Genomic DNA, 13,516 nt, shown 5'->3' with positions numbered 1-13,516 from the left:
TTTTTTTGTTTTCCTGCTGTTTCTGCGTCTAACCTGAATTAAACCCTTCTTTTTTCAGTGCCTATCCTTTCGGATCAGCCGTTCCTCCCTTGCGGAGTGGTGCAAAGATAGCGACTTTTTATAATCACTTCCTAATCTTTTCTGGAAATAGTTTGCCGTAAACCGGTAAAGGGCTTATAACGTGGTGGATAATTTTAGAGGTGCGCTGTTTCGGGGGCTCAGAAACGGGCGCTCCTGGCTTTAAACTGTAAAAATGGGTATGCGGGTGGATTGTCCGTCCTGGGCCGTCTTTTATGGATGCAGTATCCTTTTAGGGAATGGTTCCGCAGAAAATATATTTTTCCGGAGTATTGGCACAGCGAATCATCGACACTATATATACTATTATTATAGCTGATAAGGTGATTCATGCCTATTCATGCTGCCCACAGGGCTCACATCTCTACCTTGTACTATATAGTATATATTACAAAATGGGCCAGAAAGGTGGTGGTGTCTTAATATAGCCAAGCTATCCTCGTTGGAATAGTCTGGAATAATGCATATTATGACCTGATCGGGAACTGATAGGGACCTGATTATTACTTAAACTGGGATTAACATAGAGATTACTGGGATTTTATAGGGAGTTAATAGGGCTTTACCCCTATTAACCCCCTATAAACCCCCTCTTATCCCCCTGTTATATCTCTATTATACTAGAATAAGGTACCCAGTTGTTTATAACATGGTATCACCCTGATACCAGCGGTAGATTTCTCCAGATTCAATTGGTTTAAAGAGCTGCTTTATCATTATACTGAACAACACAAATCCAATCCCGGTTCTTAGGTTCAATTGCTGTAATTACCTCGCCCATCTCTTGCTTACTATAAAGCTGATTTTTCACATACTCACTATCATAGTATTGAAGACCACTATCCCTAATACACAAAAGTGAAATAAACCGATATATAACGAAGGTTTTGTATTTTTTTGTATAACTTTAAAATCAACAAGAAATCAAAAAAGTTTTGATGGAAATTTTCAAAATATATCAAGTCGATGTAGCTGAAGCAAACCGCATCGCCCAAAGCGAAAATAATGTTCATCACCATGATTTCGAAGAGTTAATTATTGGTATTGAAGGAGAATTAGAACATTTTATTGATTTTAAATCTGAAACTTATGCAGCACCATTTATAAGTTTTGTTACCAAAGGAAAAACACATCGCGTAAAACCTAAGTTAAAAGCAGGAAAATGTCTATTTTGGGTATTGCGATTCAAAAGTGAATTTATTGCCGAAACGACTTTTCAACTGTACAATCATTTTCATGACCAAGCTACATTTAGGATCACTCCATCCGCTTGTTTTCAAAGGATAGTTCATATAGCTCAAATGATAGCTGATGAAATGCACGAAACACAAAGTGATTTGGGTATCGTCCGACAATTATTAAGCACCTTGTTTACGATGATCGAATCCGAATATCGTAAACAGTTTCCAGAAGGCCTACCCTACTCATCGACTTCTAGTACAACATTTAAAAACTTTTTAACCATATTAGAAGAAAATTATCGTCGCCCAGAATCCGTAAATTTTTATGCGGAAAAACTCTTTATGAGTGCACGTGGTCTTAATATGATCTGTCATCAAATATTACAGCAAAGTGTTTCCGAAATTATTGAAACCAGAAAATTGATAGAAGCTAAAAATTTGTTAATGAATACCGATAAAACAATTTCGGAAATTGGATTTGAATTAGGATACAGTGATAAAGCCTATTTTACAAATGTCTTTAAGCGAAAGTCGGGGCAGACGCCTACAGAATTTAGGACTGATATAAAAGCGATCATTTCCAAATAGTACAACATTATTACCAAAAAACAATACCTATCCTCCTATTATACTTCCGATATTTGTTATAACTATTAAAAAGCTGTCAACAACAATATATCATCAGGAGTTAATAGCATGAATCGAAAAAAATTTATAACCGCTATGGCTGTATTACCTTTAACAGGAGCTGCTTTAAAAGTAAACTCCTTACGCAACTTATCTAAAAATTTTGAAGCAACCGAGAAATTTCCCGTGTTATTTTTGGGACATGGAAGTCCTATGAATGCGATCGAAGAAAATGAATTTGTGGACGGATTCCGAAATATCGGTAAGACTTTTCAAAAACCAAAAGCAATATTAGTTATTTCAGCGCACTGGGAAACGCGTGGTACATTCGTTACTGCTATGGATAATCCTCCGACAATTCATGATTTTGGCGGATTTCCTCAAGCATTATTTGATGTACAGTATCCAGCTCCCGGAAGCCCTGAACTTGCACAGGAAACAAAAAGAATTATCACAAAAACTGATGTATTATTGGATGATAAATGGGGTCTTGACCACGGGGCATGGTCTGTTGTCAAGCATTTATACCCAGATGCTGAGGTTCCGCTTATTCAAATGAGTATCGATTATACGCAACCTGCGTCTTACCATTATGAATTAGCACAGGAATTAGCTTCCTTACGTCACAAAGGTGTATTGATAATAGGCAGTGGCAATATGGTCCACAACCTACGTATGGTAGCCTGGGATAAATTAAATGAGGCGGGATTTGCATGGGACTGGGCTCAGGAAGCAAAAGAAAAAATGAAAAATTACATTTTAGATGGTAATCACAAAGCTTTGATCGACTTCCGGAACCAGGGAAAAGCATTTGATTTAGCTATTCCGACACCGGAACATTATCTTCCCATGATCTACAGCCTGGCACTAAAAGATAGACAAGATGATTTACTGCTGTTTAACGACAACTCTATAGGAGGATCTCTTGCCATGACTTCATTCAAAATTGGCTGACAAACACGACAATTATCCGTATTGCTGCACAGTAAATAGTAATAGCACAGTTTAAGAATATAAAAATAAATCCCTTATATTCGCCATATAAGCTATATAGAAAGATGGATATATCAAAACCTACAATTTCAGTTGAATACTGTCCGAAATGTAACTGGATGTTACGCGCGGCCTATATGGCGCAAGAAATTTTAAGTACTTTTACAGAAGATATTCATGGTGTCTTACTGATTCCGAGTGAAATAGCGGGCAAATACGCCATTTCAATCGATCAGCAACCCATATTTGACCGTAAAGAAATGGGAAGGTTTCCTGAAATAAAGGAATTAAAACAGTTGATAAGAGATCACATTAACCCAGATAAAGATTTAGGTCACTCTGAAAAGAAATAATTATATTTTGCATTTTTAAGTATATTACAAAAACTATAAACGAACAGTATTGTTTTAGCTCTTAAAACAATACAAAAATTGCAAAAGTACATACATTAACACATCACGTTTTTAGAAATAAAACATATTATAATGAAAAAAATCTTCATAGGCTTATTCGTAATTACTGCTTCATTTACATCTTGCCAAAATTCAACACAAACAAAAGAAAAAACAGCACAAGACAGCAGTACAGTTGCTACTAAACAAGATACGGCATTTCACGATGAGCATAATACACAAAACTCTGTTGATTGGGCTGGAACCTACGAAGGAACTCTTCCATGTGCAGACTGTTCGGGCATTCATGTTATCTTAACCTTAAATATGGATGGAACTTTTGAAAAATCTGAACAGTATCTTGAAAAAGGTGGACCTTTTAAAGAAACTGGTACGTTCACATGGACTCCAGACGGCGGCTCGATTATTTTAAAGGAGAAAGATGGCGAAAGCAAATATAAAGTCGGTGAAGGAATGATGAAGAAATTAGATATGGAAGGTAAAGAAATTAAAGGAGAATTAGAAGAATTCTATAACTTCAAAAAGATAAAATAGATACTGATCATCAGCGTCATATGACATTAAAAAAGCTCCTGAATAGTATTCAGGAGCTTTCTTTTTTAGACTTTAAGATCTATTTTGCATCTGGTAACAAAATAAATTCAAACATACGGTCTTCTTTTAAATATTTATCAGCGACAGCTTTTACACTTTCTACAGACACTTTACTCAGGTCATCTAATTTTCTCAAGATTTCCGTTACATCCTCTTGATTTTGATAAGATCCTGATAGATAGCTAACCCAAAATCCATTCTCTTTAAGTTGTAGCTCTAATTGACGTTTTTGTTCAATAACAAATTTATCAATATCCTCTTTTACAGGTCCACTTTTCTTAATTTTAGAGACTTCATCTACAGCAGATTTTATCAGCACATCCACTTTATCCGGAGCCGTGCCAAAGCCGATACCAAAACTATAGCGTTGACGTGGCAACTTGCCATAATTAGCAGAAGCGCCCACACTGTAAACCCCGCTTTCGGCTTCACGAAGACGTTCTAATAATTTAATGGTCAAGATACTTTCTAAGGCTTCCATATTGATATTTTCGCTCTCCGAATAAGTATAATCACCATAATAAGCTAATTGTACAGAAGCTTTATCCTCTTTCCCTTTATGAACAACAACACGCTTTCCTTGAGCTGGTTCTACTATACCTAAATCTTTATAAGATTCTTTACGTCCAAGATTCGGCAAGGCCGCTAAGTAATTTTCTAAATAAGGTTTAATTTCTTCTTCAGTAAAAGAACCTACGATGGTAAAGGTGAAGTCCGAAGCATCAGCAAATCGCTCTTTATAAATTTGAAAAGCTCGATCTTTGTCAATAGTTTTCACTAAATCGGCAGTTGCATTTTTTCTGCGAATATTATCCCCATAAAGCGTTTCTTTCACTTTATCGGAGAAAACATTTGACGGATCACTATCTCTATTTTCTAAACTTCCTACAGAACGGGCGATGATACTTTGGTAAACATCCTGATCCAGACGAGGTTCAGTAAAATAGCCATAAATCAATTCAAAAGCATTTTTTAAACCTTCTTTGTCCGAACTTCCATAGATTCCTTCATATCTTTCTGAAATATACGGTGTGATCCCGATATTTTTACCTGTGAGATACTTTTGCAATTCAACATTATTCAATTGACCAACACCACTCGCATCCACTAGACCCGCAGCATTACTCGCTGAATAATAATCTGCATCTGGATATAAGGAAGAACCACCTGGACTAAAAGCTGAGATACGTATTTCATCATTCTTGAAATTGGTAGGTTTCAAGATCACTTTGACACCATTGCTTAAAGTCAATTCTTTTACATTGATCTCTTTTAATTCCTTATTGGAAACAACAGATCCTTTAACAGGTTCCTTCGATAATAATGGTAATTTAGAAACCTTATCCTCATAAGCTGTTAAGTTCTGAGACTCCACTTCCTTTATCCAATTATTGACTGTTTGTTCAGCAGGTAAAGTAGCTTTATCTTTCTCCGGACCCATGATGATGATATCACGATTCAGATCTGTATAATATTTTGAAATCAGTGCATTAACCTCTTTCAAAGTTAATGTTGGTAATAGCTGTTTTGTTATTTTATAACTATCATCGTTACTTAATGCGGCATCATCTTTTAAGAAGTTATTCAAATAACGACCTACATAACTATCCGATTTTTTCTTGCTCTTTTCTATATAAGCAGTCTCATTACTTTTATTCATTGAAATGATGGCTCTATCCAATTCAGACTGTGTAAATCCAAATTTTTGGATGCGCTCAAATTCTGTCATCATCTTTTTAAATCCTACTTCCAATTGGTTTGGTTTAGGAACTACCATCAACGAAAACACATCTAATCCGGCAATGAAACCAGATATACTGCCTCCAGCTTGCATAAAAGGAGCATCTGCCTGTTGCATGATTTCAGAAAAACGATCGGCAACGATCGAGTTAAATGCCGAAATCAGTAACTGTTTGCGATAATCTTTTACGGTTACTGTTTTCTCTTCTTTACTCTTGATCATAATCTGAGCAACTGTATAAGGAAGTTCAGGATCTGTAATGGCAATAAATTGATTTTTATTCAATAAATCAACATTATACCTGGTACGTTCCAGCTTTTTAGCAGGAGCTTTTAAATCCGAAAATAAGGCTTTAACTCGAGCTTCCATATCTTTCACATCGATATCACCAACAATGATGATAGACTGTAAATCCGGTCTGTACCAGTCTTGATGAAATTTCCGGATCGTCTCCGGTTTGAAAGTTGTAATAATTTTTTCTGTTCCGATTGGTAAACGTTTAGAATAGCGAGATCCATTTAAAACAATTGGAAAATATTGATCCTGCAAACGTTGACCTACACCACGTCCGCCACGCATTTCCTGCATCACAATACCGCGTTCTTTATCAATCTCATCATCAGCGAGCAATGCATCTTGTGCCCAGTCGCGCATCACCTGTAAACCATTTTTCAACAGTTCAGGATCATCAGATGGAATGGGCAATTGATAAACCGTTTCATCAAATCCGGTATAAGCATTCAAATCGGAGCCAAAACGAACACCAGCTTTTTGTAGGTAATTGACCAACTCGTTTTTAGGAAAGTGTTTTAGACCATTAAAGTTCATGTGTTCTAAAAAGTGAGCCAAGCCTAACTGGTCATCTGTTTCTAATATAGAACCTACTTTGTTTGCTAAATACATCGTAACCCTTTTTTCTGGTTCTACATTTCGACGGATGTAGTAAGTGAAACCATTTTTAAGTTTACCTGTAAGCACCTCATTGTCAAAAGGAAGTTTTTGATTCCAACTAACGGTGTCTTGTGCTAAAATTGCTCTCGCTTCAGCACGAAGTGATGTTGCCGCAGTACTAGGGGTTGTACAATAAAGAGTTGGCAACAAAAATGTTAATGCAATTGGTTTAATAAATCTCATGTTTTTGATTTACCTTAAGTTTTTAATTTAGTTGTTTTATAAAATTAATGTTCGAAAGTACAATTAATCTATTGTATTTTTGTTATGCATGAAGGAAGAAAATAATTGGTTGCTTTTAAAACGAGAATTCGGCCGTTTTTTGAAATTTGAACGCGGTCTGTCCGATAATTCTATTGAAGCTTACCTCAATGATGTTTCCAAACTGGAAGTATACAGTGAAGAAAATAAATTGACATTGCAACAAATAACCAGTAAGGATATACAGCGCTTCCTGATCTGGATAAATGGATTTGGTATTTCTCCCTTCACGCAGTCACGCCTATTGTCAGGACTTAAAACATTTTATAATTTCCTACTCTTGGAATACGATTGGGAAAATAATCCAGTCGAATTAATTCAAGCCCCTCGAATTGCCCGAAAGATACCTAGCGTGCTTAATATCCAAGAAATCGATCAACTTATCAATGCCATCGACTTATCAACTCCCGAAGGTATGCGCAACAAAACAATTCTTGAGGTGTTGTATGGATGTGGACTTCGGGTCTCGGAGCTGGTAGGTCTTAAACTATCAAATCTTTACTTAGACGTAGAATTTATCAAAGTTGAAGGAAAAGGTAATAAAGAACGTCTGATTCCAATCGGGAGCCAAGCCATTAAATACTTGAAAATTTATATCAATGAAGTCCGACCGCACATTAAAGTCAAGTCGGGGCAGGAAGATTTTGTCTTTCTAAATAAGCGTGGAGCTGCTTTATCTCGTGTTATGGTATTCATTGTCATAAAAGAGCTGGCTACAAAAATTGGTCTTCAAAAAAACATTAGCCCGCACACTTTTAGACATAGCTTTGCTTCTCATCTTGTGGAAGGAGGGGCAGATTTACGTGCCGTACAAGATATGCTGGGGCACGAAAGTATCACAACTACAGAAATCTACACCCATATCGACCGCGATTATCTACAGAGCGTGATTACCCAATATCATCCCCGTTCCTAATCGGATATTTATAACTCTAAAATCACAACCCTAATTTTTTATAGTTAACTTATTCGTTAGCTGATACCTGTACCATTTTGATTATTTGGACCAATCTCCACGGTTCAAAAAAATAAAGGGTAATCCATTTGTATTATAAAGCGGTATAAACCATGACTTTTTAAATTATATACAACATTGTTGCATTATTATTTTAATTTAATGCAACAATGTTGTATTTTTGAGGCGTAATTTAATTTAAGCATGACAAAACAGTTCAGCGTCATCTCTATATTGGCACCCGTATTCATCTCATTATGGCCTTCGTACAGCCTATTTGCACAAAAAAAACAAATAAGCGGAAAGATCATTGCGTTAGAAAACACCAGTCCCATTCATGGAGCTAACCTACACTACGAAGGACATAAGAAAGCGATAACTTCCAACTTTTCGGGTGAATTTCAATTTATTACTGAACAGAACTTCCCGATAAAATTAGTGACTTCACTCGTTGGCTACGAAAATGACACTACTTATGTGAAAAATGACCGTCCCGTACTGATAAGACTAAAAAAAGACGTTAAGAGACTTGCTGAGACACAGGTTTACGGTTATCAGGTTGCCGCCAAAACACAGATTGCACAACAGGTCAATGCGACAGCTTTAACTGAAAATAGAAACCGTTCGCTAGCAGAAGTTTTAAAAAACATCTCCGGAGTCCATCTCCTGCAGACCGGATCTACCATCAATAAGCCCATTATTAACGGTCTTTACGGCAATCGCTTGGCGATACTTAATGATGGTATGAAACTCGAAAGTCAGCAATGGGGTAATGACCATGCTCCAGAAATTGATGTGTACGCAGCGAATGCGATTACAGTCGTAAAGGGAGCAGAAAGCTTACGTTATGGTGGTGAAGCATTAGGTGGAGCAATTCTGCTTTCCACTAAGCCCTGGAATAAAATTGATAGCCTTAGCGGGCAAGTCAGTCTAAACGGTTTCACAAACGGCAGAGGTATGCAAAGCGCATTAAACCTGGAGGGCATCACTCCCATAGCAGGACTGAAATGGTCTTTCAATGGAAACTACAGCAAAAGTGGTAATCGAAAAACTCCCGATTATTATCTGAACAATACCGGGCAGCGCATTTACAACCTAAATGCTGCAGTAAATTATCAATACAAAGACGCTAATTTTGAAGCTTCCTATAAACAATATCACAATGAAGCGGGCATTTTATCTTCTACTCATATCGGCGATATTACTTCTTTTCAGGAACGTCTAGCCTATGGGAGACCGTATCCCAGCGAACTCTTCGGATTCTCATACCATATTGATGCTCCCCGTCAAGAGGTTAAACACGAGGTATTTCAGTTTGCTTACAGCCAGCGCTTGAGCGATGCTAAAACCTTATCCATAAAATATGCTTACCAGAATAACCACCGGCAGGAATACGATAAAAGACGTGCAGGCCGTAGCGCAATTCCAAGCATGGATATGGTTTTACGGACACATGCACTTGATGCATCTTATACTATTGAGGGCTTAAATCAAAAATTTATCACTGGCCTTCAGGGGCAGACACAGGTTAACAACAATATTGCTGGGACTTTTAATACCCCATTAATTCCTAATTACAATGCCTTTAATATCGGAGCATACGGTATATATCAATGGCAAAAAGACCGATTTGCCTACGAATTAGGAGCTCGTTATGATTTTAAGAATTTCGATGCTGCAGGGTATGACTTTTATGGTAAAGCTTATGGTGGCGACAATCAGTTTCATAACTTGTCGACCAACCTCGGTTTATCCTATACTCTCGACAACCATATGACTCTTAAATCAAACTTAGGGCTTGCCTGGAGAGCTCCATCTGCACAAGAACTGTACAGCCAAAACGTACACCAAAGTACAGCACGCTATGAAAGAGGAGATGCAGCATTAAAAGCAGAGAAAGGATTAAAGTGGATCACCAGTTTAAATATCCATGAGCAGAAAAATTTCTTAAACATTGACATCTATGCTAACTACATCAATAATTACATTTACGTAAAACCGACCGAAGAATACGTACAAAATCTTTCAGGTACATTTCCGATCTGGCAGTATAGTCAAAACAATGCATTATTGGCCGGAATTGATGTACAGGGAAAATATGCCATCAGTGAACATTTAGATTACAGTGCAAACACCTCATTTATCTACGCCCGTAACCTAGATGAAAAAAACTATCTGCCTCTTATTCCGCCCCTATCGTATACACATGAAATCGCTTTTACAACAAGGGGCAAGACGAACTGGATGCATGACGTGAAATTTGCCTTAGGTCAAGAAATCTATGCCAAACAGTTTTTAACAACAACTAGTATGGAGATGGCCCCCGCACCATCGGCGTATCAGCTTATCAATGGTTCCATTAGTTTAGGCTCTCTTATTAGCAACAATAAATTGCAAACTCGCCTTTTGGTAGAAAACATATTCAATAGCACCTACAAATCTTACACAGATCTATTCCGTTATTACAGTCATGGTGTAGGCCGAAATATACAGTTGACAATTAATTACACATTCTAATCATAACAAATACAGCTATCATGAAAAAAATCATTAACAGCAGCAAATTAGTACTGATCGCAGCAGTTCTCCTTTTCAACTCATGTAAAAAAGACGATCCTGTCCACGAACATGATAATGAAGAAATGAAAACCATGACTTTAAGTTTTACAGAAAAAACAACAAATGCCAAAGTCGAAGTTATCATCGATGCTACCGATACAAAACCACAGTCGTTAAATTTAAAAAAAGGCAACTATGATTTAGATATCAAATTAAAGGATTTTGATGGACATGAGGTACAACAGGAAATTTCTGACGATGCCGATGAGCATCAGTTTTTCTTCGTAGGCCCTACAAAGGAGCAGATCACCTTTACGTATTTAGATCAACAGGTAGGTTTAAAAAGCAACTGGAAAGTATTAGACAAAGCAAGTGCTATTCCAATGAAAATTGTCTTGATGCACGGTCTAAATAAAACGAAGGTTACCGCAGCAGACTGGAACAATTCGAGCTACCAAAGCATTGGTGGCGGTACTCCAGATATTTCAGTAAATGTAACTTTAAATCTTATTGACTAAAGATGAGGATGTTGGCAAGAGATTGCATTTAGCTATTTTCATTTTTCATGAAATAGTATATCTTTGCTAGCATGTCCCTGTAGTTTAATGGATAAAATTGCAGATTCCGGTTCTGTTGATATGGGTTCGACTCCCTTCGGGGACACACAAAAGCAGCGTTTAATAGTATTAAACGTTGCTTTTTTTATAATTTCTAACGTACAAATTTCCCATTTCATTCCATCCAGCGTCTTTAGAAAAATCCTATATTACGATGAAACAGCCCGCAGCAGCACCCTGATATTTTTTTGTGACTAAAACTAAAAAACCTCATCCTCAAGAAATCTAAAGTCACTGCGTATTGCAAATAATAGTAAAGCAATTTGTGCAATGGACATGAATTGTCAAGCCAGTACTTTGGATATAAAAGACAATATTATTAAGTTTGACTCATCAATCAGCAGTACATCATATCAATAAAAAGAATGGTCTAGAGCAGCCCATACAATCAAAGAGAAAACATTATACCAGTATATTTTGGAAAAAATTACGTTTAGATTTGGCACCCTTCATGATATTGTTTCCCTGCAGGAACTGTTTGTCGGTACTATTAAGAGCATTTGCATCCAAGATTATAGCGCAGAGCAGATAGCGGTTTGGAGTTCCGGTAGTGAGAATATGCAACGATGGAATCGGGTCTTAACAGAGCAGTATGTACTCATAGCTGTGTTAAACAACAGTATTGTCGGCTTTTGTACCTTAGCTGAAGGTCGTTATATTGATTTATTTTTTGTTCATAAAGATTACCAAGGTCAAAAAATAGCTTCCCAGCTCTACCAATATATAGAAGCAGAGGCAAGGCGACAGAACACCGATCGCTTAACGGCAGATGTAAGCAAGACGGCAAAACCATTTTTTATAAAAATGGGATTTACAACAGTAAAAGAGCAGGAAGTGATTTTAAAAGATGTAGCATTTATCAATTACAAAATGGTTAAAGCGATCACGCCGAATCAAAACTCCGCATGTTTCGGATTGTAAACAAAGACAATCATGATGAAATTTGGGTATAAATTAAAATGAAAATGGAAACACAATCAAATCTCAACTACAATCGAATCGCTTCGGCTATCGAATATATTCAACATCATTTTAAGGAACAGCCAAATTTGGATGAAGTCGCTGAAAAAATTCATTTAAGCCCCGCTCATTTTCAACGGCTCTTTACAGACTGGGCAGGTACAAGTCCTAAAAAATTTTTACAGTACATCAGTTTGCAATATGCCAAGAAACTGCTTGATGACAACAAAGAACTTACACTCTTTGATGCCGCATACCATACCGGACTTTCGAGCAGCAGCCGTTTACATGATCTATTTATCAATATCGAAGGCATGACTCCTGCTGAATATAAAAATGGAGGTCAATTTCTCAAGATCAATTACCGTTATGCAGGCAGTCCTTTTGGTCCAATAATTATTGCATCTACAGCCAAAGGAGTATGCTATATCGCATTTGAAAGTAATGAAGCAAAAGCTTTCACCGATTTACAGGCTAAGTTTCCAAATGCCGTGTTTCAGCAACAGGATGACGATCTGCAACAAAATGCCCTATCCATTTTTCAAAACGATTGGTCTGCCCTTTCACAGATTAAATTACATCTCAAAGGCACCAACTTTCAATTGCGTGTGTGGGAGAGTTTACTCAAAATACCCATGGGGAAACTGGCTACATATGGAACAATAGCGGAACAGATCGGAAATCCAAAAGCAGCTAGAGCTGTTGGTACAGCTGTTGGCAGTAACCCCATTGCATTTCTTATTCCCTGCCACCGCATTATCCAATCTTCTGGCATAACAGGAGGATATATGTGGGGACCAACTCGAAAAACAGCTATTATAGGATGGGAAAGTGCCAAAACACAGCAGGAATTATAATACGAAGCAGCACCATTTAAACATTATGTATGGAATTATTTGAATATCCGATTGATAGTACGAAAAATTGGCTTCCAAAGGACGGAATAGTACATTATTATGGGAAAGTACTGGGACAGGAACGTGCAGATTACTTTTATGAAAAACTATTGACAGCCATCGAATGGCGTAACGATGAAGCCGTTATTTTTGGTAAACATATATTAACGAAAAGAAAAGTCGCTTGGTACGGTGAGAAACCTTTTGAGTATACCTATTCCAATACAACCAAGCATGCTCTTCCATGGTCAATAGAATTATTGGAATTAAAAGAAATAGTTGAAAGAACAACGGGAGAAACGTTCAATTCTTGCTTATTAAATCTCTACCATAACGGCGATGAGGGTATGGCATGGCACAGTGATGGCGAAAAAGATTTAAAGAAAAATGGTGCTATCGGATCATTGAGTTTTGGGGCTGTCCGTAAATTTGCTTTTAAGCATAAACAAACGAAAGAAAATGTAGGATTGATCTTAGAACATGGTAGTTTATTGGTCATGAAAGATGAGACGCAATCCCATTGGCTACATCGACTGCCACCTACTAAAAAGATTCACTCTCCAAGGATTAATCTCACTTTTAGAACAATTGTCGAATAAAATAGACGGTGCACACCACGTCTTAATAATTTCTCGTATTTTTAGCTTCTCTTAGCTGTGCAATAATCAGGTTTGAAGATATACACATCCC

Annotated in this window: 11 protein-coding genes and 1 tRNA gene; 11 read left to right on the top strand and 1 reads right to left on the bottom strand. The window is 37.1% G+C overall.

All coding sequences use genetic code 11. The annotated features are described in order from the left end of the window. Positions 1 to 1,016 precede the first annotated feature (1,016 nt). The 4 genes from ACFS6I_RS15150 (at position 1,017) to ACFS6I_RS15135 (ending at position 3,826) form a co-directional block, all read left to right on the top strand. Entirely contained in the window at positions 1,017 to 1,847 is an 831-nt protein-coding gene (locus ACFS6I_RS15150; RefSeq protein ID WP_221197786.1) for an AraC family transcriptional regulator, read from the top strand. A 108-nt stretch (positions 1,848 to 1,955) separates the two neighbouring features. Further along, positions 1,956 to 2,840, top strand: coding sequence for a 4,5-DOPA-extradiol-dioxygenase (gene ygiD, locus ACFS6I_RS15145; RefSeq protein ID WP_380921839.1), 885 nt, complete (start codon positions 1,956 to 1,958; stop codon positions 2,838 to 2,840). Positions 2,841 to 2,944: 104 nt separating this feature from the next. After that, positions 2,945 to 3,232, top strand: coding sequence for a SelT/SelW/SelH family protein (locus tag ACFS6I_RS15140; protein WP_380921837.1), 288 nt, complete (start codon positions 2,945 to 2,947; stop codon positions 3,230 to 3,232). A 132-nt stretch (positions 3,233 to 3,364) separates the two neighbouring features. After that, positions 3,365 to 3,826, top strand: a complete 462-nt coding sequence (locus tag ACFS6I_RS15135; RefSeq protein ID WP_380921835.1) for a copper resistance protein NlpE — start codon at positions 3,365 to 3,367, stop codon at positions 3,824 to 3,826. A gap of 79 nt (positions 3,827 to 3,905) precedes the next feature. Here ACFS6I_RS15135 and ACFS6I_RS15130 read toward each other — a convergent pair whose 3' ends face one another. After that, a complete protein-coding gene (locus tag ACFS6I_RS15130; RefSeq protein WP_380921833.1) occupies positions 3,906 to 6,761 on the bottom strand; it encodes a M16 family metallopeptidase in 2,856 nt (951 codons plus the stop codon). 88 nt (positions 6,762 to 6,849) lie between these two features. Between ACFS6I_RS15130 and xerD the strand changes: the two genes are divergently transcribed. From xerD to ACFS6I_RS15095, 7 genes are all read left to right on the top strand, one after another. Further along, complete coding sequence (gene xerD, locus ACFS6I_RS15125) at positions 6,850 to 7,755, top strand: site-specific tyrosine recombinase XerD (protein ID WP_021191774.1); 906 nt, start codon at positions 6,850 to 6,852, stop codon at positions 7,753 to 7,755. Positions 7,756 to 7,998: 243 nt separating this feature from the next. Then, positions 7,999 to 10,311 (top strand): TonB-dependent receptor, encoded by a 2,313-nt coding sequence (locus tag ACFS6I_RS15120; protein WP_380921830.1) that lies wholly within the window; start codon positions 7,999 to 8,001, stop codon positions 10,309 to 10,311. Between the two features lie 20 nt (positions 10,312 to 10,331). Further along, positions 10,332 to 10,871: a hypothetical protein gene (locus tag ACFS6I_RS15115; protein WP_021191776.1), complete on the top strand. Its 540-nt coding sequence runs from the start codon at positions 10,332 to 10,334 to the stop codon at positions 10,869 to 10,871. A 73-nt stretch (positions 10,872 to 10,944) separates the two neighbouring features. After that, a tRNA-Arg gene (locus ACFS6I_RS15110) sits at positions 10,945 to 11,016 on the top strand. A gap of 371 nt (positions 11,017 to 11,387) precedes the next feature. Further along, positions 11,388 to 11,891 carry a GNAT family N-acetyltransferase gene (locus tag ACFS6I_RS15105; RefSeq protein ID WP_380921828.1) on the top strand — a complete coding sequence of 168 codons (504 nt, stop codon included), beginning with the start codon at positions 11,388 to 11,390 and terminating at the stop codon, positions 11,889 to 11,891. A 44-nt stretch (positions 11,892 to 11,935) separates the two neighbouring features. Then, on the top strand, positions 11,936 to 12,787 hold the full coding sequence (locus ACFS6I_RS15100) for a methylated-DNA--[protein]-cysteine S-methyltransferase (RefSeq protein ID WP_380921826.1): 852 nt from the start codon (positions 11,936 to 11,938) through the stop codon (positions 12,785 to 12,787). 29 nt (positions 12,788 to 12,816) lie between these two features. Then, positions 12,817 to 13,425: an alpha-ketoglutarate-dependent dioxygenase AlkB family protein gene (locus ACFS6I_RS15095; RefSeq protein WP_380921824.1), complete on the top strand. Its 609-nt coding sequence runs from the start codon at positions 12,817 to 12,819 to the stop codon at positions 13,423 to 13,425. Positions 13,426 to 13,516: the final 91 nt, after the last annotated feature.

This window comes from Sphingobacterium anhuiense, from assembly GCF_042686355.1.
In the GTDB taxonomy this organism is placed as follows: Bacteria; Bacteroidota; Bacteroidia; order Sphingobacteriales; family Sphingobacteriaceae; genus Sphingobacterium; species Sphingobacterium anhuiense.
This window is presented reverse-complemented; position numbering and strand designations above follow the sequence as displayed.

Excerpts from the sequence above, each read along its gene's own strand:
- ACFS6I_RS15135 (WP_380921835.1), top strand. The coding sequence starts at position 3,365 with ATGAAAAAAATCTTCATAGGCTTATTCGTAATTACTGCTTCATTTACA.
- ACFS6I_RS15150 (WP_221197786.1), top strand. The coding sequence starts at position 1,017 with ATGGAAATTTTCAAAATATATCAAGTCGATGTAGCTGAAGCAAACCGC.
- ACFS6I_RS15100 (WP_380921826.1), top strand. The coding sequence starts at position 11,936 with ATGGAAACACAATCAAATCTCAACTACAATCGAATCGCTTCGGCTATC.
- ACFS6I_RS15120 (WP_380921830.1), top strand. The coding sequence starts at position 7,999 with ATGACAAAACAGTTCAGCGTCATCTCTATATTGGCACCCGTATTCATC.
- ygiD (WP_380921839.1), top strand. The coding sequence starts at position 1,956 with ATGAATCGAAAAAAATTTATAACCGCTATGGCTGTATTACCTTTAACA.
- ACFS6I_RS15095 (WP_380921824.1), top strand. The coding sequence starts at position 12,817 with ATGGAATTATTTGAATATCCGATTGATAGTACGAAAAATTGGCTTCCA.
- ACFS6I_RS15130 (WP_380921833.1), bottom strand. The coding sequence starts at position 6,761 with ATGAGATTTATTAAACCAATTGCATTAACATTTTTGTTGCCAACTCTT.
- ACFS6I_RS15140 (WP_380921837.1), top strand. The coding sequence starts at position 2,945 with ATGGATATATCAAAACCTACAATTTCAGTTGAATACTGTCCGAAATGT.
- ACFS6I_RS15115 (WP_021191776.1), top strand. The coding sequence starts at position 10,332 with ATGAAAAAAATCATTAACAGCAGCAAATTAGTACTGATCGCAGCAGTT.
- xerD (WP_021191774.1), top strand. The coding sequence starts at position 6,850 with ATGAAGGAAGAAAATAATTGGTTGCTTTTAAAACGAGAATTCGGCCGT.